Source organism: Pseudoxanthomonas sacheonensis (genome assembly GCF_010093305.1).
Taxonomy (GTDB): Bacteria; Pseudomonadota; Gammaproteobacteria; order Xanthomonadales; family Xanthomonadaceae; genus Pseudoxanthomonas_A; species Pseudoxanthomonas_A sacheonensis.
The window spans coordinates 79,838-98,846 of record NZ_PDWS01000003.1 but is presented as its reverse complement, the minus strand read 5'-3'; the positions used below and the strand labels follow the sequence as shown (position 1 = coordinate 98,846).

Annotated in this window: 19 protein-coding genes; 10 read left to right on the top strand and 9 right to left on the bottom strand. The window is 64.9% G+C overall.

Annotated features, from left to right (window positions below; translation table 11 throughout):
* Position 1: 1 nt before the first annotated feature.
* Positions 2 to 631 carry a gluconate 2-dehydrogenase subunit 3 family protein gene (locus CSC73_RS04165; protein ID WP_246197335.1) on the bottom strand — a complete coding sequence of 210 codons (630 nt, stop codon included), beginning with the start codon at positions 629 to 631 and terminating at the stop codon, positions 2 to 4.
* Positions 628 to 2,313, bottom strand: a complete 1,686-nt coding sequence (locus CSC73_RS04160; RefSeq protein ID WP_163839157.1) for a GMC oxidoreductase — start codon at positions 2,311 to 2,313, stop codon at positions 628 to 630. Before CSC73_RS04160 ends, CSC73_RS04165 begins: the two co-directional genes overlap by 4 nt.
* Positions 2,314 to 2,559: 246 nt before the next feature.
* Between CSC73_RS04160 and CSC73_RS04155 the strand changes: the two genes are divergently transcribed.
* The 7 genes from CSC73_RS04155 (at position 2,560) to CSC73_RS04125 (ending at position 10,165) form a co-directional block, all read left to right on the top strand.
* The gene (locus tag CSC73_RS04155; protein WP_163839156.1) at positions 2,560 to 3,396 is read left to right on the top strand and encodes a sugar phosphate isomerase/epimerase family protein; all 837 of its coding nucleotides are present in this window, start codon (positions 2,560 to 2,562) and stop codon (positions 3,394 to 3,396) included.
* Between the two features lie 19 nt (positions 3,397 to 3,415).
* Positions 3,416 to 5,218 (top strand): GMC family oxidoreductase, encoded by a 1,803-nt coding sequence (locus tag CSC73_RS04150; RefSeq protein ID WP_163839155.1) that lies wholly within the window; start codon positions 3,416 to 3,418, stop codon positions 5,216 to 5,218.
* Positions 5,218 to 5,841 (top strand): gluconate 2-dehydrogenase subunit 3 family protein, encoded by a 624-nt coding sequence (locus CSC73_RS04145; protein WP_163839154.1) that lies wholly within the window; start codon positions 5,218 to 5,220, stop codon positions 5,839 to 5,841. The genes CSC73_RS04150 and CSC73_RS04145 overlap by 1 nt, the downstream gene beginning before the upstream one ends.
* A gap of 158 nt (positions 5,842 to 5,999) precedes the next feature.
* Positions 6,000 to 6,641 carry a 3-keto-disaccharide hydrolase gene (locus CSC73_RS04140; protein ID WP_163839153.1) on the top strand — a complete coding sequence of 214 codons (642 nt, stop codon included), beginning with the start codon at positions 6,000 to 6,002 and terminating at the stop codon, positions 6,639 to 6,641.
* Positions 6,642 to 6,671: 30 nt separating this feature from the next.
* Positions 6,672 to 7,856, top strand: a complete 1,185-nt coding sequence (locus tag CSC73_RS04135; protein ID WP_163839152.1) for an MFS transporter — start codon at positions 6,672 to 6,674, stop codon at positions 7,854 to 7,856.
* A gap of 105 nt (positions 7,857 to 7,961) precedes the next feature.
* Positions 7,962 to 9,011 (top strand): sugar phosphate isomerase/epimerase family protein, encoded by a 1,050-nt coding sequence (locus tag CSC73_RS04130; RefSeq protein WP_163839151.1) that lies wholly within the window; start codon positions 7,962 to 7,964, stop codon positions 9,009 to 9,011.
* Positions 9,008 to 10,165: a Gfo/Idh/MocA family protein gene (locus tag CSC73_RS04125; RefSeq protein ID WP_246197334.1), complete on the top strand. Its 1,158-nt coding sequence runs from the start codon at positions 9,008 to 9,010 to the stop codon at positions 10,163 to 10,165. The genes CSC73_RS04130 and CSC73_RS04125 overlap by 4 nt, the downstream gene beginning before the upstream one ends.
* 88 nt (positions 10,166 to 10,253) lie before the next feature.
* Here CSC73_RS04125 and CSC73_RS04120 read toward each other — a convergent pair whose 3' ends face one another.
* Genes CSC73_RS04120 through nirK form a run of 3 tightly spaced genes read right to left on the bottom strand, consistent with a single transcriptional unit; the run spans position 10,254 to position 13,114 of the window.
* The gene (locus CSC73_RS04120) at positions 10,254 to 10,832 is read right to left on the bottom strand and encodes an SCO family protein (protein ID WP_163839150.1); all 579 of its coding nucleotides are present in this window, start codon (positions 10,830 to 10,832) and stop codon (positions 10,254 to 10,256) included.
* Positions 10,829 to 11,605 carry a formylglycine-generating enzyme family protein gene (locus CSC73_RS04115; RefSeq protein ID WP_163839149.1) on the bottom strand — a complete coding sequence of 259 codons (777 nt, stop codon included), beginning with the start codon at positions 11,603 to 11,605 and terminating at the stop codon, positions 10,829 to 10,831. Before CSC73_RS04115 ends, CSC73_RS04120 begins: the two co-directional genes overlap by 4 nt.
* Before the next feature lie 3 nt (positions 11,606 to 11,608).
* Positions 11,609 to 13,114 (bottom strand): copper-containing nitrite reductase, encoded by a 1,506-nt coding sequence (nirK, locus tag CSC73_RS04110; RefSeq protein ID WP_163839148.1) that lies wholly within the window; start codon positions 13,112 to 13,114, stop codon positions 11,609 to 11,611.
* 12 nt (positions 13,115 to 13,126) lie between these two features.
* Between nirK and CSC73_RS04105 the strand changes: the two genes are divergently transcribed.
* From CSC73_RS04105 to CSC73_RS18585, 3 genes are all read left to right on the top strand, one after another.
* Positions 13,127 to 13,315, top strand: a complete 189-nt coding sequence (locus tag CSC73_RS04105) for a hypothetical protein (protein WP_163839147.1) — start codon at positions 13,127 to 13,129, stop codon at positions 13,313 to 13,315.
* A 121-nt stretch (positions 13,316 to 13,436) separates the two neighbouring features.
* Positions 13,437 to 13,745, top strand: a complete 309-nt coding sequence (locus CSC73_RS04100) for a hypothetical protein (protein WP_163839146.1) — start codon at positions 13,437 to 13,439, stop codon at positions 13,743 to 13,745.
* Entirely contained in the window at positions 13,648 to 13,989 is a 342-nt protein-coding gene (locus CSC73_RS18585; RefSeq protein ID WP_343042686.1) for a DUF6522 family protein, read from the top strand. Before CSC73_RS04100 ends, CSC73_RS18585 begins: the two co-directional genes overlap by 98 nt.
* A gap of 21 nt (positions 13,990 to 14,010) precedes the next feature.
* Here CSC73_RS18585 and CSC73_RS04090 read toward each other — a convergent pair whose 3' ends face one another.
* The 4 genes from CSC73_RS04090 to CSC73_RS04075 form a co-directional block, all read right to left on the bottom strand.
* Positions 14,011 to 14,412 (bottom strand): SirB2 family protein, encoded by a 402-nt coding sequence (locus tag CSC73_RS04090; protein WP_163839144.1) that lies wholly within the window; start codon positions 14,410 to 14,412, stop codon positions 14,011 to 14,013.
* 19 nt (positions 14,413 to 14,431) lie between these two features.
* Complete coding sequence (locus CSC73_RS04085) at positions 14,432 to 15,661, bottom strand: NnrS family protein (protein WP_163839143.1); 1,230 nt, start codon at positions 15,659 to 15,661, stop codon at positions 14,432 to 14,434.
* Positions 15,662 to 15,785: 124 nt separating this feature from the next.
* On the bottom strand, positions 15,786 to 18,116 hold the full coding sequence (locus tag CSC73_RS04080) for a nitric-oxide reductase large subunit (protein WP_163839142.1): 2,331 nt from the start codon (positions 18,114 to 18,116) through the stop codon (positions 15,786 to 15,788).
* Between the two features lie 126 nt (positions 18,117 to 18,242).
* Positions 18,243 to 19,007, bottom strand: a complete 765-nt coding sequence (locus CSC73_RS04075; RefSeq protein WP_163839141.1) for a cyclic nucleotide-binding domain-containing protein — start codon at positions 19,005 to 19,007, stop codon at positions 18,243 to 18,245.
* Between the last annotated feature and the right edge of the window lie 2 nt (positions 19,008 to 19,009).

The following is a 19,009-nucleotide window of genomic DNA, read 5'->3' as shown; positions in this document are numbered from 1 at the left end:
ATCAGAATCGATAGCTCGTCTCGGTGGCCCAGGTCTTGCCTTTCCCCGCCTGCTTCAGCGGAACGCACGCGTGATACGCACCTGGGACCGGGCGGTACTGCAATACCTGTGTGGCGCCGGGTTCGGAAGTGAAGTAACCGAGCAGCGTCAGTTCTTTCGTCATGAGGATGAAAGGACGGCCCCGCTCGGCGACGGGCTGGGTGGCCTCACGCTCCACCTCGACGGCCGGGTCATGCGCCTGTTTCACCAGCGCCGCGCGCAGCGCCGGTTCCAGCTCAACGAAGGCGCGCCCGTGTTCGCGCTTGGCCTGGGTTTCGAAGTCCGCGAGTCCGGCGACGAAGCGGGCCTGCTCATCCTTCGGGTAGACGTCCTTCAACATCTTGTCGATGAAAGCCGGAATACCGACATCCTTCGCGCCCGGCGTATCCGTGCGGGGGATCATGATCTCGGCGACTTCCGCCACCAACGCGGCCTGCGCCTGGGTGAGGAAGGTCGGCTTCCATTCGGCCTCCGTGTCCGGCTCGGCCGAGCAGCCGGCGAGCACGCCAAGGATGGCCGGCGCCGAAACGGCGCCGCCCATCAGCAAGGCGACCCGGCGTATCGCCTCGCGGCGGTTGATATCGGTCTTCATAGGTTCATCCGCTTCAGTTCCTGGACGGCGTGGTCCGCGGCGCGCGCGGTCAACGCCATGTAGGTGAGCGATGGGTTCTGGCAGGCCGAAGACGTCATGCAGGAACCATCGGTGACATATACGTTCTTGCAGGCATGCACCTGGTTCCAGGCATTGAGCACGGAGGTTTCCGGATCCCGGCCCATGCGCGCGGTACCCATCTCATGGATGCCTATGCCCAGTACATCGCCGCCGTCGTACTCGTGGACATTCTTGAATCCCGCCGCTTCCAGCATCGTCGCGGCTTCGGCCGCCATGTCCTGGCGCATCTTCAGTTCGTTCTCGCGCAGCGCCGCATCGAACGCCAGCACCGGAAGCCCATGCTTGTCCTTGCGGGTGCGATCGAGGGTGACGTGATTGTCGTGATAGGGAAGGGTTTCGCCGAAACCGGTCAGCCCCATGTGCCACGGCCCAGGCTCCGCGGCCTTCGTTTTCAGGTCTGCGCCCAGCGTGGAATCTTCAAGCAGTCGGGTCCATCCCGAACGCCCGGCACCGCCCTGATAGCCGAAACCGCGCAGGTAGTCGCGCTTGTCCTTGCCGATATTGACGAAACGCGGAATGTAGATGCCGTTGGGCCGCTGACCGGAGTAGTACTTGTCGTCGAAGCCTTCGGCAACCGCCGAGGCGCCGGCGCCCAGGTGATGATCCATGATGTTGCAGCCGAGCTCGCCGCTGTCGTTGCCGAAACCGTCGGGAAACCTACTGGAGACGGAATTCATCAGGATCTGCGTGGAACCGAACGTGGACGCGCACAGGAAGATCACCTTGGCGTGGAATTCCAGCTGCTCGTTGGTTTCCGCATCCAGCACGCGCACGCCGCTGGCTCTGTCGTTCTTCGCGTCATGGATGAGCTCGTAGACGATCGAATTGGGCCGCAGCGTCATGTTTCCGGTTTTCTCCGCCGCAGGAAGCGTGCTGGAGTTGCTGCTGAAGTAAGCCCCGAACGGACAGCCGCGCCAGCACAGATTGCGGTACTGGCAGGTGCCGCGCTGCGGGCTGTGCGCGAGCGGCGCGGTGAGATTCGCGGTCCTGCCGATGGTGAGCGCGCGACCCATTTTGTCGGCAAGCGCCTGCTTCAGGTGCAGCTCGACGCAATTCAACTCCATCGGCGGCAGGAATTTGCCGTCCGGCAGTTGCTCGTAGCCTTCGGCCTGGCCGCTCACGCCGATGAAGCTCTCCACGCGGTCGTACCACGGCGCGAGTTCCTCGTAGCGGATGGGCCAGTCCACGCCAACGCCGTCTTTCGCGTTCGCCTCGAAGTCCATCGGGCTCCAGCGGTACGACTGCCGGCCCCACATGATGGAACGGCCACCGACGTGATAACCGCGCACCCAGGCGAAAGGTTTCTTCTCGATATAGGGATGCTCCCTATCGTTGACGAACCAGTGCTTGGTCGCTTGCGAGAGCACGCCGCCGCGTTCGGCGACCGATTGCCTGTCGCTATCCTCTTGGGTGGGACGGCCGCCATAGGGCAGCTCCCAGAGCTGCAGGTTCGCGGTGGGATAGTCGCCATGTTCCACCATGCGCCCGCGATCGAGCACCAGTGTTTTCAATCCTTTTTCGGTCAGCTCTTTCGCGGCCCATCCGCCGCTGATACCGGTACCGACCACGATCGCATCAAAGGAACTGTTCCCAGCCGCCATACTTTCGTTTCCTCGAGCTAGCTCGATAGGACTCTACCGCGAAAAGTATGTAACATCGCAACGCCAATCAAGACGAGCGTCAAACAATGGGCGGTGCGATGAAGTTGTCGCAACGCAACATTACTGGATGTATATCGACCTATATGTTTTTTGAATGGGCAGGGAAACACGATGTTGACTCGACGTGCATTTCTCCAACGCAGCTCACTGGCGCTTACCGCGATGACTTCCCTCGATGCTTTTGCCATGAATGCCGCGCGACCGCGCCTGGGTCCTCTGAACAAGCCGATCGGACTTCAACTGTGGACGCTCCGCGACGAGGTCGCGAAGGACCTGCCGGCCACGCTGAAGGCGGTCAATGCGATCGGGTATGGCGAGGTCGAGTTCGCGGGCATACCAAAAGCGACCACCGCGCAGGTGCGCGCCATGCTGGCGGACAACGGCCTGACTGCGCCCAGCATGCACTGCGGCATGGCCGACGCACAGAAAGACCTGCAGCAGCGCATCGACTACGCAAAGGCGATCGGCTCGCAGTACCTCGTGATCTCGTTTCCATCGACCGTGGACGAGCGTTTCAAGGACGGCAACGCGCTCGCCGCCGGCATGACCCTGGACGACTGGAAATGGAACGCCGAGCAGCTCAACCGCATGGGCGAGCTCACCCGCAAGGCGGGCATCACCTGCGGCTACCACAACCACAACATGGAATTCCGCTCCTACGACGGCGTGGTGGCCTACGACGAATTGTTGCGGCTCACCGATGCGGAGCTGGTGACGATGGAGCTCGACATCGGCTGGGTTACCGCCGCAGGCGCCGATCCGCTGCAGCTGCTCACTCGCCATGCGGACCGTATTTCCTCCTTGCACATCAAGGACGTGCGCAAGGACGCGAAAACGGGTGTCGACCGCGTCGATACCCAAACCACCGAGGTCGGCAGCGGCCGCGTGGACTGGCCGAAACTGTTCGCGGCCATGGATCTGCAGCGCATCCGGCATTATTTCGTGGAGCAGGAGAATTTCGAGCGGCCGCCGCTGGAAAGCGCGAAGCTGAGTTTCGATTACCTGAGCCGTTTGAAACCATGACGCGCGCCGAGGTCATGCCGTGCCTTTCCTGACTGCGGGCGCCATCAAACAAACCTATGACGCGATCGTGGTGGGCTCCGGCGCAGCCGGAGGCCAGACCGCCTACACGCTGTGCATGGAAGGCGCCCGGGTGCTGATGCTCGAAGCCGGGCGCAACTACACGCCGGAAACCGAAACGCCGATGTTCCAGACTCCGGACCAGGCGCCGCTGCGCGGCACCTCGACACCGGAAAAGGCATTCGGTTTCTACGACGCCACCATCGACGGCGGCTGGCAGGTACCCGGCGAACCCTACGTCAATGCACGGGAGGACAGTGCAGGCCGGTTCGACTGGTGGCGCGCGCGCATGCTGGGCGGCCGCACCAATCACTGGGGCCGGATCTCGCTGCGCAACGGCGCCTACGACTTCAAGCCCTACAGCCGCGACGGCCTGGGCTTCGACTGGCCGATCGACTATACCGATGTGGCGCCGTACTACGACAAGGTCGAGATGCTGATCGGCGTGTACGGCGACAACGACGGCCTGGAAAACACGCCCGATTCGTCTCCCGGCGTATTGCTGCCCCCGCCCAGGCCCAAGGTCAGCGACCTGCTGGTAAAGCAGCGCGCCGGGCGCCTGGGCGTGCCGGTGATCGCCGGCCACCGCGCGGTGCTGACCCGGCGCCTGGATGCGGACAACCTGCCGGCCAAGCTGCATCCGGGCAACCCGGAGGCGCAGCGCATCCTGCGCGAGTCGATGCTGCGCCGCGCGGCCTGCTGGTGGGCGACGCCTTGCGGTCGCGGCTGCTCGACCGGGGCCAACTACCAGTCCACCACCGTGCACCTGCCGCCGGCGTTGGCGACCGGCCGCCTGGACATCGTCTGCGATGCCATGGTGCGCGAAGTGGTGCTGGGCGCGAACGGCAAGGCCGATGGCGTGCGCTTCATCGACAGGACCAGCGGCAAGGAATTCGCAGCTTCCGCGCGCGTTGTGGTGCTGGCGGCCAGCGCCTGCGAATCGGCGCGGATCCTGCTCAACTCCAGATCCAGCTCATTTCCCGATGGGCTGGCCAATTCCAGCGGCAAGGTCGGCCGTTATCTGATGGACACCGTCGGTACCAGCCTAAACGGGCAGATACCGTTGCTGGAGAACCTGCCGTTGCACAACGAGGATGGCGCCGACGGCGGCCACATGTATTCGCCGTGGTGGCTCTACCAGGAGCAACTGGCCGGCAAGCTCGGTTTCGCGCGCGGCTACCACATCGAGTTCGGCGGCGGCCGGCGCATGCCCGAGATGCATACCGGCGCCGGGCTCGAATGGCTCACAGGCGGCAGCTACGGCCAGAAGTTCAAGCAGGACGTGCGTCGCTACTATGGTTCTTTCGTCGGCTTCGCCGGCCGCGGCGAGATGATTCCGAACGAGAATTCGTACTGCGAGATCGACCCGCAGGTGAAGGACAAGTGGGGCATCCCGGTGCTGCGCTTCCACTGGCAGTGGTCCGAGCATGAAACCCGCCAGGCTGCGCACATGCAACGCACCTTCGCCGACATCATCGAGTCGATGGGCGGGCGCGTGCAGGGCAAGGTCGAAACCGACGGCGCCAAGGCGATCAAACCAGGCGGCTATATCATCCACGAGCTGGGCGGCGCGATCATGGGCGCCGATCCGAAGACCTCGGTCACGGACCGGTGGTGCCGCACCTGGGACGTTGACAATCTCTACATCACCGACGGTGCAGTCTTCGCGTCCAATGCCGACAAGAACCCGACGCTGACGATCATGGCGCTGGCCTGGCGCGCCTCCGACCACATGCTGGCGCGCATGCGCCGCAAGGAGCTTTGATGGACCGCCGCACTTCGCTGAAATGGATGTTGAGCGCGGCCGCGTTGCCGATGATGCATCTGGCCGGCTGCAGTTCCGAGCCGTCGCCCAAGCTGCCTTCGGGCGTGGGCTACGGCACCGACCCGGACCTGCTCAAGGTCTATGGACCGGGCTCGGTCTGGCCGCTGACGCTGGACGAACAACAGCGGCGCACCGCCACCGCGCTGTGCGACCTGATCGTCCCCGCCGATACGGATGGGCCAGGCGCAGTCGCAGTCGGCGTAGTCGATTTCATCAACGAATGGGTCAGCGCGCCGTATCCGCAACAGACCGCCGATCGCGAGGTGATCCTGGCCGGGTTCGAATGGCTGGATGAGCAGGCGGAGCAGCGCTTTTCGCGCAGTTTCAGCGGATCGAGCGCGAGCCAGCGGAGCGCGATCTGCGACGACATCTGTTACCTGCCCAAGGCACGCGCCGAGTTCAAACAGGCCGCGGAATTCTTCGCCCGTTACCGTGACCTGACCATCGGCGGATTCTGCACATCGCCGCAAGGCCGGCAGTACCTGGGCTACGTCGGCAACGTGCCATTGGCCAGTTTCGATGGTCCGCCGCCGGAAGTGCTCAAACTCGTGGGAGTGGGCTGATGCCTGTCACGCATCGCGTGGCTGGTGCGGTAACGAGAGGCGCTGTAATGAAAGGTACCGCAACAAGTTTGGCCGCAATAAGCACCATGCTAACGCTGACTGCGGCATCGTACCGATCCTTGCCGGCGCTGCGCCGGTCCGTCTGGAGGAAACATCGCATGCGTATTGGTTTGCTTGGAGTCTGTCTGCTGGTACTGGCCAGCGGCACGAGCGTGCAGGCCGCAGAACAGGCGCGTCATGACTGGCAGTCGTTGTTCGATGGCAAGACGCTGGAAGGCTGGCGCGCCAGTGAGGCGCCGGGTTCGTTCGACGTGCGCGACGGCGCAATCGTGGTGCGGGGGCCGCGTTCGCATCTGTTCTATGTCGGTGCGGTGGGGCATCACGATTTCCGCGACTTCGAATTGCAGCTCGACGTCATGACCAAGCCCGGCGCCAACTCCGGCGTCTACTTCCATACCGCCTGGCAGGACGAAGGCTGGCCGGCCAAAGGCTACGAAGTGCAGGTCAACAACAGCCAGAGCGACCCCAAGCGCACCGGCGGCCTGTATGCAGTCAAGGACAACTACCAGGCGCCAGTCAAGGACGACGTCTGGTTTACGCTGCGCATCCGCGTCGAGGGCGACCGCATCCGCACCTTCGTCGACGACAAACCGATCGTCGACTACACGCAGCCTGAGCAACCGGAGCGACCGGCCGACATGAGCGGCCGGGTGCTATCCTCGGGCACCTTCGCGCTGCAGGCGCACGATCCGGACAGCGAAGTGCACTACCGAAACATCAAGGTGCGTGTGTTGCCCTGAAGCATTCGTCCCCTCTCCGCGGAGAAACCTATGAACCCGCAGCGCCTGTTCGTCGCCAGTTGCATCGCCTTGTTGGCCACCGCGATGTCGTTTGCCATCCGCGGCGACATCATGGGAGAGTTGGAGCTCGCGTTCGAGCTCGACAAGATCCAGTTGGGCTGGATCAGCGGCGCCGCGTTCTGGGGCTTCGGCCTGTCGATCCTGTTCGGCGGCACCTTGTGCGATCTGTTGGGCATGGGGCGGCTGCTGAAACTTGCGGCGGTAGGACATATCGCAGGCGTGCTGCTTACGGTGTTCGCCACCGATTTCACCATGCTGTTCGCGGCCACCGTGGTGATCGGCATCGCGAATGGTTTTGTCGAAGCCGGCATCAATCCGCTCATCGCCACGCTGTACCGCGAAGACAAGACCGCGCGGCTGGTCAAGTTGCATGCCTGGTTCCCGGGCGGCATCGTGGTCGGCGGCGTGCTTGCCTTCGCTTTCACTCAGCTTGGCCTGGGCTGGCAGTCGAAGATGCTGTTGATGCTGGTGCCGTCGGCGATCTACGCGGTCATGTTCTTCGCCCAGCGTTTCCCCGACAGCGAACGCAAGGCGGCCGGTGTTTCCACCGCAGCGATGTATGGCGAACTCAAGCGCCCGCTGTTCCTGGTGGTGTTCGTCTGCATGTGGCTGACCGCGGCCACCGAGCTCGGCCCGGGGCAATGGGTCAGCAATATCTTCAACGAGGTCATGCACAGCACGCTGCAGGCCGGCGTGCTGCTGCTGGTATGGATCAACGGCATCATGTACGCGTTGCGGCAGTTCGGCGGAGTCCTGGCGCACCGGTTGTCGCCGGTGACGCTGATCGCCGTGACCGCGCCGATCGCGGCGCTCGGGCTGTGGCTGTTCGGGCGTGCCGACACGCCGGTACTGGCGTTCGCCGCCGCGGCATTGCTCGCAGTGGGCACCGCATTCTGGTGGCCGACCATGCTGGGACTGACTTCCGAGCGCTTCCCGCGTGGCGGCGCACTGGCGCTGGCGATGGTCGGCGCCGCCGGCGCATTCTCGACCGCGGTCGCCGGCCCGGTCATGGGGTGGATCAACAATACCTACGGCGCAACGAATGTGTTGCCGGTGTGGGCAGTGCTGCCGGTGCTGATCGCGCTGATCTTCGGCATTCTCCATCTGGTCGACCGGGCCCGCGGCGGCTATCGCATCGAACGCGTCGATGCATGAGAACAGCGGGAATGGAGAACCGGAAATGGTGAAACCTCCATTCCCAATTCTCCATTCCCCGTTCTCCGTGTAAAAACACCAAATCGCCAATAACAGGAGTTCCACATGCCACGTCCTGTCACGCTCTTCACCGGGCAATGGGCCGACCTCACACTCGACGAACTGGCCAAACAGACTGTCGCCATGGGCTACGACGGCCTGGAGCTGGCGTGCTGGGGCGACCACTTCGATGTCGAACGCGCGCTGGCTTCGCCGGACTACGTGCATCAGCGCTGGAGCGTGCTGCAGGCACAGGGCCTGTGCTGTCATGCGATCGCCAACCATCTGGTCGGACAGGCGGTCTGCGACCTGATCGACGAGCGCCACCGCGCGATCCTGCCGCCGGAAGTCTGGGGCGATGGCGAGCCGGAAGGCGTGCGCCAGCGCGCCGCCGCACGGATGATCGATACGGCCAAAGCCGCGCGCGCGTTCTTCGATGCGCGGCCGGGTGCGGCAGCGAATTCTCCGGCGACGGTCACCGGCTTCACCGGCTCGTCGATCTGGCATGCGGTCTATGCCTTCCCGCCGACCTCGCAGGCCTATCTGCAGCAAGGCTTCGATGACTTCGCGCGACGCTGGCGGCCGATTCTCGATGCCTTCGACGCGGTCGACGTGAATTTCGCCCTGGAAGTGCATCCCACCGAGATCGCATTCGACATCGCCAGCGCGCAGCGCGCTCTGGAAGCGGTCGACCACCACCCGCGCTTCGGCTTCAACTTCGACCCCTCGCATTTCGCCTACCAGGGCGTGGACTACATCCGCTTCCTGCGCACCTTCGGCGATCGCATCTTCAACGTCCACATGAAGGACGTCTGGTGGGGGCGTGGCGACGGCAGCGTGGGCGTGTTCGGCGGCCATACCGATTTCGGCGACGCACGCCGGCATTGGGACTTCCGCTCGGTCGGGCGTGGCGATGTCCGCTTCCAGGACATCATCGTCGCGTTGAACGACATCGGTTATCGCGGCCCGCTGTCGGTGGAGTGGGAGGACGCGCGCATGGATCGCGTGCACGGCGCCACCGAGGCAGCGGCCTTCGTGCGCCGGCTCGATTTCCCGCCCAGCGCGGTGGCCTTCGACGCGGCTTTCGAGGGTCGCGGGCGCGGAGGGATGGCGTGACAGGACGCAAGCTGCGCTTCGGCATGATCGGTGGCGGACGTGGCGCGTTCATCGGTGCCGTGCACCGGATCGCCGCGCAGATGGACGGGCAGGCCGAACTCGTCGCCGGCGCCTTTTCATCGGATCCACAGCGATCGCTCGACTCGGCGGCCGACTTGTTCGTCGCGGCCGATCGTGCGTATGGAAGCTATCGCGAGATGGCGATTGCCGAAGCGGCGCGCCCGCCTGGCGAACGGTTGGACTTCGTCGTCATCGTCACCCCGAACGACCAGCATTTCCCGGCCGCGACGCTGTTCCTGGAGCACGGCTTCAACGTGGTCTGCGACAAGCCGGTCACGCTGACGCTGGCCGAAGCGCGCGCCTTGCGCGAGACGGTCGCGCGCAGCGGCAAGGTGTTCGCGCTGACCCACAACTACACCGGCAATGCGATGGTGAAACAGGCGCGTGCGCTGGTGCGCAGCGGCGCGCTCGGCACGCTGCGCAAGGTGGTGGTGGAGTATTCGCAAGGGTGGCTGGCGCGCGACATCGAAAGCAGCGGCCAGAAGCAGGCCTCTTGGCGCACCGATCCGGCGCGCAGCGGCGCGGCCGGGTGCATGGGCGATATCGGCACGCATGCGGAAAACCTGGCGCGCTATGTCACCGGCCTGCGCATCGCCGAGCTGTGCGCCGACCTCACCACTTTCGTGCCTGGCCGCCGGCTGGACGATGACGGCAACCTGCTGCTGCGTTTCGAAGGCGGTGCGCGCGGCGTGCTGCACAGCTCGCAGATCGCGGTGGGCGAAGAGAACAAGTTGAGCCTGCGCGTGTACGGCAGCGACGCTTCGCTCGAGTGGCAGCAGGAGCATCCCAACGAGCTGATCGTCAAATACCCGGACCGCCCGCGCGAAATCCTGCGCCGCGGCAACGGCTATGTCGGCGAGGACGCACAACGCGTCACGCGGATACCGGCCGGGCATCCGGAAGGCTATCTGGAGGCCTTCGCCAACCTGTACCGCGAAGCTTTCCGTGCGATCGCCGCGGAAGTCGCTGGCGCGCCGCCGCCGGATGATCTCGATCTCCCCGGCATCGACGACGGCGTCGCCGGCATGGCCTTCATCGAAGCGGCGGTGGCCAGCGCAAAAAAGGGCGCAGCCTGGGTGCCCGTCGCCTCGTAGCAATCGCCGCCCGACAGCGGGAAGCCCGCGGCGACGGTGCTCACGAAATGGGAGAGCGCGGCGACAGTAATATTCTGTCCCGGTCGCCTCACCTGGCCAACACGCGGCGTACGGCCGCCAGGAATTCCGGATCGACCTTGCTGCCGACCTGCTCGGTGCGCGCTACGATGCGTCCCTCCGCGTCGAGCAATACCAGGGCGCTGGTGTGGTTGAACTCTCCGTCGGAGAGTTGGCGGTAGCGCACGCCAAGAACGCCGGCAACGCTCCGTACATCGGCGGCCTTCGGGCTGGCGAGCGTCCATTGCGCGGCGTCGAGATCGCGTTTCTTCGCCACGGACATGAGCGCGGCAGGCGTGTCGCGAACCGGGTCCATGCTGATCAGCAGGAAGCCGATGCGGCCGCGTTCGGCTGGAGTGAGCGCATGCTCTACACCCTTGCCGCTGTTCACGATCAAAGGACAGATGTACTGGCAGGAGGTATAGAACATGGCCACGACCTGCGGCTTTCCGCGCTTTTCCTCCCAGCGCCAGCTCTTGCCATGCTGATCGGTCAATTGCAGCGGCAGCCTGTAGACCGAATCTTCCGGTATCGGCGCCTGGGCCGGCGAAGCGAGTGCGCCTGCGGCGAACAGCAGCAGAATTGCGGGAATCGAACGGAAGCGGTTCATGGGGCGCTCCTGGCGCAGCGGAAGCCGAGGCTGGTGGTGGTGTCGTGGGCTTCGAGGGAAGACAGCAACGCCACCCGCATCAGGACGGCGTAGTTGTCCCGGTCATCCATCGACAGCGCGCCGGCGCCGCAGAACCTGGCCTTGTCGGCATCGCCTTGATTGCGGTTGTCGGCCGATACCAGCAGGGAAGAAAAATCTTCGGTCCATTCCCAGACCAGGCCATGCATATCCTGTATTCCGTATGCGTTGGGCGCCTGCAGTCCAACGCGCGGCAAGGCCTGATTGGAGGGCTTGGAGTACCAGGCGAGGATGCGTTCGCGCCATGCAGGATCCTTGCGCGCGTCGCGGCGGGTTTCGTCGGCGGCTGCCGCGTATTCCCATTCCGTCCAGGTCGGCAGACGCGCGCCTATCGATTCGCAATAGGCGTTCGCTGCGAACCAGCTTACCGAAGTCACCGGTTGCTGCAGCAGCGCCGGGGAGCCGGGATCGGTAGCCGAACGCCAATGGAAAAGATAACGGGCCTCGGCGAAAACGTCCGCGACGCGATCGCGCCGCCATTCCGGGTGCGCCTTCACGAACGACAGGAATTCGGCATTGGTGACGGGCCGCCGCATCAGCGCGAACGGCGCCACGCGTTGCCCATCGGGGCGATCTTCGTACTGGAGCGCCGACTTGAACGCGCCGCCCGGCAGCCCTGCATAACGTCCAGCCGCGCCGGCGGCGAGTCCGGCGATGGGCAGGAAGATCAGCAGCGCGGCGATCAGGCGACGCATAGCTCAATGGCCTTCCGAAGCGTTCGCCGGCTTCGATTGCCGAACCTGGGCCGCCTGGGCCTTGGTGACGCGTCCGCCCGGATTGCCCCAGCTGTTGAGGACATAGGTGGCGATGTTCGCGACTTCGTCGTCGGTCAGCTGGCTCATCGGCGGCATGTTGGAGTTGTAATCCGTGCCGTTGACTTTCACTGGGCCGACAAGACCGTGCAGGATGATGTTCGGCACCCGTTTCGGGTCGCCTGCGATGTAATCCGACCTGGCCAGCGGCGGGAACACGCCCGCCATGCCCTGACCTTCGGGTTGATGGCAGGTCGAGCAAGTACCGGCAAACAGCGCCTTGCCCGCCGCGATCTGCTCCTCGACCGAAAGATCGCCCGTCTTCGCAGCCGCGGCCGCGGTCGCTACCGCTTTCATGTCCTTCTGCGCGCGGTCGCCCAGGTAGACGTAGTCGACCTCTTTGCCGGAATAGATTTCCTTGTTCTCCGGTCCGTCGGCCTTCAGGATCGCCAGCGCGCCCTTGTTGAAGGCGCGGAATATCGAGTGGTCGACCAGCACGTAGCTGCCCGGCACCTCCACATGGAAATCCATGATCGCCGCGCCGCCGGAGGGAATGAGCGTGGTCTGCACGTTTTCCTGGAAGCGGGTGCCGCCTTCGAACCAGACCTTGTCGAAGATTTCGCCGATCACATGGAAGCTGGACACCAGATTGGGGCCGCCGTTGCCCACGTACAGGCGCACGTTGTCGCCGACGTGCGCGGTCAGCGCCTTGTCGCCGGTCAGCGACCCTTCGCTGCCGTTGAACAGCACGTAGGTGGGGTGTTCGTCGATAGCCTTTTCCATGTCGAAGGGTTGATGGCCTTTTTCGCGATACTTGCCGGTCGTATAGAAATCGCCCTGCATCACGTAGTACTCCTTGTCGACCGGCGGCAAACCTTCCGGTGGTTCGACCAGGATCAATCCGTACATTCCGTTGGCCACGTGCATGCCCACCGGCGCGGTGGCGCAGTGATACACGTACAGTCCGGCGTTGAGCGCCTTGAAGGTGAAACGCGAGGAATGCCCGGGCGCGGTGAAGCTGGATGCGGCGCCGCCGCCGGGGCCGGTGACGCCGTGCAGATCGATGTTGTGCGGCATCTTGGATTCGGGCATGTTGCGCAAGTGGAATTCGACCGTGTCGCCTTGGCGCACGCGGATGAAGCTGCCGGGCACCGTGCCGCCGAAGGTCCAGAACGTGTAGGTGACGCCTTCGGAGATCGGCAGATCCTTCTCTATCACGTCCAGCTTTACGATCACCTTGGCCGGGGCCGTGCGGCCGGTGGGCGGCGGCACCATGGGCGGCGAAGTCAGCACCGCGTCGATCTCGCGCCCCTGCGGCGGGCCGAAGTCGCCCTTGCGGGAGCCGCCGGTATCGGCTGCGACCGCTGCAGCGGATTCGGAACCTGATTCCTTTGTGCAGCCGCCCACGACCAGCAGCATGGCAATCGCGATACAGGACAGTGCGCGTTTCATGGTGTTCCCCTAGTGAGCGATGTTTCGGCCGTCCGGATCGATAGCAGCGGTCGCGTTGCGCAACGCATCGGCGAAACCGTGGTTCGCGTCGCCATGCCCGGATTTCCATGGCACTCCGCGAAGAAGGCGCCGGCCAGCAACCGCAAGCTGCGGCTGATGCCGAAGGCCACGCGGTCGGACCAGTCGCCGATGCCGTGGTGAGCGTCCAGATTTCCCATGTCGTGCCGTATCCCAGCATCGGTGGACGCGCATAGGGCCCGTCCCATCCATGCACGTACGCTAGTCCTCGATGGCCCGGCCATACATGATCTAGATCAAGCGGATGGCCAAGTCCGCGGAAAAGCGGCGCGGCTTGACCAGGATCAGAGCCCTGGCCGACACGAAGCGGTTTGATGGAACCACGCCGGTAACGGTGAGTGAAGGGAGTCCGGCAATGGGCCGCGAATGGGAGTGGGATGGATTCGAGCCGCTGGCACGGTTCGGTGTCTCTGAAGCGCTGTACGCCGCAGGTGTGGACTGCAGCGTGCGCGCATATGGCGGACCTGCCGGTAGCGGCGATTCGTTCGCGATGCTGGATCGCCTGCCGACGCCGGACCCGGCGCCAATCCGTCATGCCTTACTGTCGCGCTGATCGGGCCGTGAAAGGATCGACGCGAAGCGCTGCTCCGATCGAAATGGAAACCAGCATTATCGGCAACGGGCTTGGAATGGAACCTTCGCAGGTCCAGGCACGGTTGCAGGAGGGGAAGATCTCCACCCTGTGCGAGCGGGGCATCGGCGAAGATGAGGGACGTTACCGGCTGACATTCTACTTCGGAAAGCGGCGTCTGCGTCTTGTGATCGATACGGACGGGAGCGTCACCGAATCGGCATGAAGCGCATTCGATCCATCACGCTCATCCCGGCCATAAGTGCAACCAACCGAGCGGATGATGCGCGCGGGCGGTGCCGATGATCAGCAGGTAGGCCGCCACGGCAGAGGCATAGCACCAAGCACGCGTGCGCGCGTTGCGGCTGCGTCCCAATGCTAGGCTGCCCAGCAACACGTAGACGACCAACAGCACCAGCTTGGTCGCCAGCCAGCCGTTGCCGAACATCGCCCACGGCAGGATCGTCAGCAGCATCAGCGCCGCGGTCAGCAAGGTGGTGTCGATGGCGTAGCTGGCCCAACGCAACGGCAGCGTCATCGGCCAGCGCGCGCCCGTGAGCACGCCGATTCCACGGAACGCGAACAGCGCGCCGCTCAACAGCACCATGAGGATGTGCACGCTCCTGATTTGCGGGTAGAACTCGATCATCGTGACTTTCCCGCCGGCCTCAGCCGGGCTTGCCATCGGCGCGCGGCGCCAGATAGATGCGGCCGATACGCAACAGCCAGGGTAGGAATGCCGCCAGCCAGCCCACCGCCGCCAACGTCTGCCAGACCCCTGCGTCGGGCAGGACTTCAGCCGCCACTCGCAATATCGCAACCAGCTGGATGGAGACGAAGGCGAACCATGCCACGACGGGCATCACCAGTGGCCGGCCGGAATGCCCTTGGGTCACCCGGGTCACCATCGCGATAAGCACGCTGCCGAAGAAGCCGACGAACAGCGCATGCGCCGGGCCGCGCCCCAGCCAGTACACGCCGGTCATCGCGTAGAAGATGCTCTGTACCGAGTACAGCCAGAATGCCAGCGGCAACCACGCCAGACCGATGAAAAGCGCTGTCAACAATCCCGGTTTGGGACCACGCGGCCACCAGCGCCAAAGCATCGTCGCGAACAAGGCCAGCAGCGGCACGTCGACCAGCCACAACCAGGCGTAGGCATGTGCCAATTCCAGCAACAGATGCCCCAGGCACAGCGGCCAGAAAACACCCAACAACCACAGGGGACGCCAGGGCTCGTAGCCGCGCACCACGTTGCCGGCGAAGAACGGAAACATGCGGTGCGCCACGGTCACATATATCGGCAACAGCAGGCCGAAGCTGCCCAGCTTGATGCTGGCGAATACATACAGCGGCGAACCGCCCAGCAGGAATGCGATGAAACCCAGCAAGCCCAGGTAGCCCAGCAGCAGCGATGCGAAGCACGAACGCGCATGCCAGGTGGCGCCGCGTTCGCGCCACAGCAGCGGCGCCAGGGCGAGCAGTCCGGCGCTCCAGCCGCCGAGCGTCAGCAGCAGGCCGACCGTGATCCCGGCTTCCCAGCCCAGCGCGCCGAGCAAGGTCGCCAGTTGGCCGCCGAAGATGCCGATGCCCACCGGCACGTAGCGCCAGCGCTCCAATTCCGGCAACCCCATCCAGCGCGGAAAGGTGGTCAGCAAAAACCCGAAGATGAAACTGGGCAGCACCTGGTACTGCATCACGAACGCGTGCAGCCAGCCCGCGTAGGGCCTGGGCTGCGGCATCGCCAGCGCCGGCCAGCGCACCGCGGCCAGCCACGCCGCCCACCACAGCATCGCCAGCAGCAGGTTGCTGGCGCCGATGAAGAACATCAGCCGATGCGGGGCCGCAGCCAACAGACGCGGCGACAGGGTTGGAGCGGCGAGGATGAGCTTTTCCATGCGCCCAGAATGCGGCAGCGACGCCGGCCCCGCCTTGACCCAGATCATCCGCACGCCGCCTGGCGCGAACGCGAACGGGGCGGCAATCGCCGCCCCGTTTTCCGTGCCCCATCCCCGAACCGGTTCAGGCGTCGCCGGCTTCGGCGTTTCCCGCAAGCGCCGCTTCGCGCCGTGGCGCTATCCACAGCCGCAGCACGAACCAGGCCAATGCGACCGCGCCGATGCTGAAGATCGTATCGCCCGGCACCCGCATCCATACCAGCATCTCCACGATCGGCTGCTGCATGAACTCGGCCGAACGCGCATAGGCGTAGCCATGCTCGATCGCCGCCAGCAACTGCATCGTGCCCAGCGGCAACAGGGTCAGCAGGGCCATCAGCGCCAGGCCGATGTTGAGGCACCAGAACGACAGCTTCAGCGGTCTGGAATCCCACACCATCTGTCCGCGCAAACCGCGCAGGCAGAACAGCACCAGCGCGATGCCGAGCATGCCGTACACGCCGAACAGCGCGGTGTGGCCGTGCAGCGGCGTGAGGTTCAGGCCCTGCATGAAGTACAGCGACAGCGGCGGGTTGATCAGGAAGCCGAACAGTCCGGCGCCGACCAGATTCCAGAACGACACCGCGATGAAGAACATCACCGGCCAGCGGTAGCGCGCCATCCACGGGGTGGATTTCCCCAGTTTCCAGGTGTGGTAGGCCTCGAAACCGATGTAGGCCAGCGGCACCACTTCCAGCGCGCTGAAGCTCGCGCCCAGCGCCACCACCGAGGTCGGCGTGCCGACGAAGTACAGGTGGTGCAGGGTGCCGAGCACGCCGCCGGCCATGAAGATGATCGTCGCGAACAGTACCGCCACCGTCGCGGTGGAGGTCTTGATCAGGCCCAGACGGGTGAAGATCAACGCCATCACCGCGGTCGCGAACACTTCGAAGAATCCTTCCACCCACAGGTGCACCAGCCACCAGCGCCAATACTCGACCTCGGAGATGTGGGTGTGCTCGCCCCACATCAGCGCCGAGGCGAAGAACAGGCCGATGCACGCCGTGGACAGGAACAGCAGCCCGACGATGTGCCGCGCCTCGTTGGCCTTGTTGCGCAGCACCGGCCACAACGCGCGCCCCACCAGCGCCACCCACAACAGCAGGCCGACGAACAGGTACCACTGCCAGAAGCGGCCCAGGTCGGCGTATTCCCAGCCCTGGTGGCCGAACCAGAAGTTGTGCTTCAGGCCGAGCTTCTGCATCACCGCGAACCACTGGCCGGCGAACGAGCCGACCACGATGATCAGCAGCGATACGAACAGGAAATTGACCCCGAAGCGCTGGAATTTCGGCTCATGCCCGGACAGCATCGGCGCGATGTACAGACCGGTGCCCAGCCACGCCACTGCGATCCACAGCACCGCCAGTTGCGTATGCCAGGTGCGCGCGAGCGAATAAGGCAGGTATTGCGACAGCGCGAAGCCATAAGCCTCCTGGCCCTCGACCTGGTAGTGGGCGGTGACCGCACCCAGCAGGATCTGGGCCAGGAACAGCGCCAGCACGACCCAGAAATACTTGGCCACCGCGCGCATCGAGGGGGTGATCCGCAGCGCGGCGAACGGGTCGCTGGCCGGGATCGCGTGCCCGCGCTCCTCCTTGTCGTGGCTGACCGCATGGTGCCAGCCGAGCACGCCGATGCCGGCGATCAGGAACAGCACGCTGAAGGCCGACCACACCCACATCGCAGGCGGCGGAGTGTTGCCGACCAGCGGTTCGTTCGGCCAGTTGTTGGTGTAGGTGACCTGCTTGCCGACCACGCCGGTCTTGTCCGGCACGAGCGCATCGCCGGCCGCGCTCGGGCGTTCGGTGGTCGCGGCCCAGGCCGTCCACCAGAAGAAGGCGGTCAACGCCCGCCTGTGTTCGACGGTATCGACGGTGTCCTGCTTCATCGCATACGCCTCACGCAGCTCGAGCGTGGCCGGATCGTTGCCGAACAGGCTCACGTAATGCGCGGCCACGTTCGACACCGCGGCGGCACGGTCCAGGCTGAGCGTGATCGTCCTGGTCGCAGGATCGTAGGTGTTGGCGCGCATCATTTCCTGCAGACGGCCGCGCAGGGCGGCCTGCCGTTCGGCGGGCAGCTGCGCATAAGCGGCGCTGCCGTCCTCCTGCCGCGACCATATGTCCAGTATCCAGATGGCCTCGCGGTGCAACCAATCCGCGCTCCAATCCGGCGCCACGTATGCGCCATGGCCCCAGATCGAGCCAAGCTGCATGCCGCCCATCGACTGCCATACCTGCCGCCCCTGCTCGATGTCGGCGCGCGTATAGATGACCGTTCCATCCTGGGCCAGCACTTTTTCCGGCATGGGCGGCGCGGCGCGGAAGATCTCGCCGCCTGCCCACAGCAGCACCGAGAAGGAACAGATCAGCAGCACGGCCAAGGCCGTCCACAGCTTGCGGGTGTTGCTCATGGCGGCTCTCCAGTGCGAGTGCCCGCATGGTGGTCCGCGCATCCCGAGCTCGCCATGATCTAGGTCAAGGGTTGCCGCGCTAGCGTATGAATGCCGTTCCCGGGAACGGGAGCGCGGCAGTGCCGCTCACTGGCGCAGGATCGGCGCGGCCAGCGTTTCCAGCGTTCCGCGCCGCATCAGCTCCACCTCGCGGCGGTCGATCGCAAGCGTCCCCTCGTCCTGCAGGCGCTTGAGCACGCGGCTGACCGTCTCGGGCGCCAGCCGCAGATAGTTGGCGATATCGGTGCGCGCCATGGTCAGCTGGAAGCGATCGGGCGAAAAACCACGGGCTGCGAGCCGCCGCGACAATCCGACCAGAAACGCCGCCATGCGCTGATCGGCGGAATAGTCGCCGGCCAACAGCGAGGCGCGGCCGATGTCGCGGCTCATCAGCCGGAACAGGTGCTGTTGCAGCCCCGGCAGGCGCGCCGCCAATACCGAGATCCGGGGGAACGAGAAACGGCACAGCATCACCGTGTCCAGCGCCACCGCGTTGCAGGGATAACGGTCGCCGTCGATCGCGTTCAGCCCGATCACTTCGCCGGGCAGATGGAAATCCAGCACTTGCTCGTGACCGTCGCGGCTGGTCACGTAGGTCTTGACGGTGCCGGCGCGGACCGCGGCGATGGCTTCGAACGGATCGCCTTCGCGGAAAAGATGTTCGCCGGCATGCAGCGGACCGACATGCTCGACCAGCATGTGCAGATCCATCAAGGATCGCTTGTCCATGCCTTCGGACAGGCAAGCTTGCGAGAAAGCGCAGGTCGAACAGAAATGCAGGGAATCGCCGTCGTCGGCGAGCGTACGGCGATCCAGGCGCGGGAAAGCACTGCCGCTCACGTTCGTCTCCATGC

Bases quoted from the DNA above. Each gene is read 5' to 3' on its own strand.
- CSC73_RS04100 (WP_163839146.1), top strand. From the start codon at position 13,437: ATGGCCAAGTCCGCGGAAAAGCGGCGCGGCTTGACCAGGATCAGAGCC.
- CSC73_RS04075 (WP_163839141.1), bottom strand. From the start codon at position 19,007: ATGGAGACGAACGTGAGCGGCAGTGCTTTCCCGCGCCTGGATCGCCGT.
- CSC73_RS18585 (WP_343042686.1), top strand. From the start codon at position 13,648: ATGGCGGACCTGCCGGTAGCGGCGATTCGTTCGCGATGCTGGATCGCC.
- CSC73_RS04080 (WP_163839142.1), bottom strand. From the start codon at position 18,116: ATGAGCAACACCCGCAAGCTGTGGACGGCCTTGGCCGTGCTGCTGATC.
- nirK (WP_163839148.1), bottom strand. From the start codon at position 13,114: ATGAAACGCGCACTGTCCTGTATCGCGATTGCCATGCTGCTGGTCGTG.
- CSC73_RS04085 (WP_163839143.1), bottom strand. From the start codon at position 15,661: ATGGAAAAGCTCATCCTCGCCGCTCCAACCCTGTCGCCGCGTCTGTTG.
- CSC73_RS04165 (WP_246197335.1), bottom strand. From the start codon at position 631: ATGAAGACCGATATCAACCGCCGCGAGGCGATACGCCGGGTCGCCTTG.
- CSC73_RS04120 (WP_163839150.1), bottom strand. From the start codon at position 10,832: ATGAACCGCTTCCGTTCGATTCCCGCAATTCTGCTGCTGTTCGCCGCA.
- CSC73_RS04135 (WP_163839152.1), top strand. From the start codon at position 6,672: ATGAACCCGCAGCGCCTGTTCGTCGCCAGTTGCATCGCCTTGTTGGCC.
- CSC73_RS04160 (WP_163839157.1), bottom strand. From the start codon at position 2,313: ATGGCGGCTGGGAACAGTTCCTTTGATGCGATCGTGGTCGGTACCGGT.
- CSC73_RS04115 (WP_163839149.1), bottom strand. From the start codon at position 11,605: ATGCGTCGCCTGATCGCCGCGCTGCTGATCTTCCTGCCCATCGCCGGA.
- CSC73_RS04130 (WP_163839151.1), top strand. From the start codon at position 7,962: ATGCCACGTCCTGTCACGCTCTTCACCGGGCAATGGGCCGACCTCACA.
- CSC73_RS04155 (WP_163839156.1), top strand. From the start codon at position 2,560: ATGAATGCCGCGCGACCGCGCCTGGGTCCTCTGAACAAGCCGATCGGA.
- CSC73_RS04140 (WP_163839153.1), top strand. From the start codon at position 6,000: ATGCGTATTGGTTTGCTTGGAGTCTGTCTGCTGGTACTGGCCAGCGGC.
- CSC73_RS04145 (WP_163839154.1), top strand. From the start codon at position 5,218: ATGGACCGCCGCACTTCGCTGAAATGGATGTTGAGCGCGGCCGCGTTG.
- CSC73_RS04090 (WP_163839144.1), bottom strand. From the start codon at position 14,412: ATGATCGAGTTCTACCCGCAAATCAGGAGCGTGCACATCCTCATGGTG.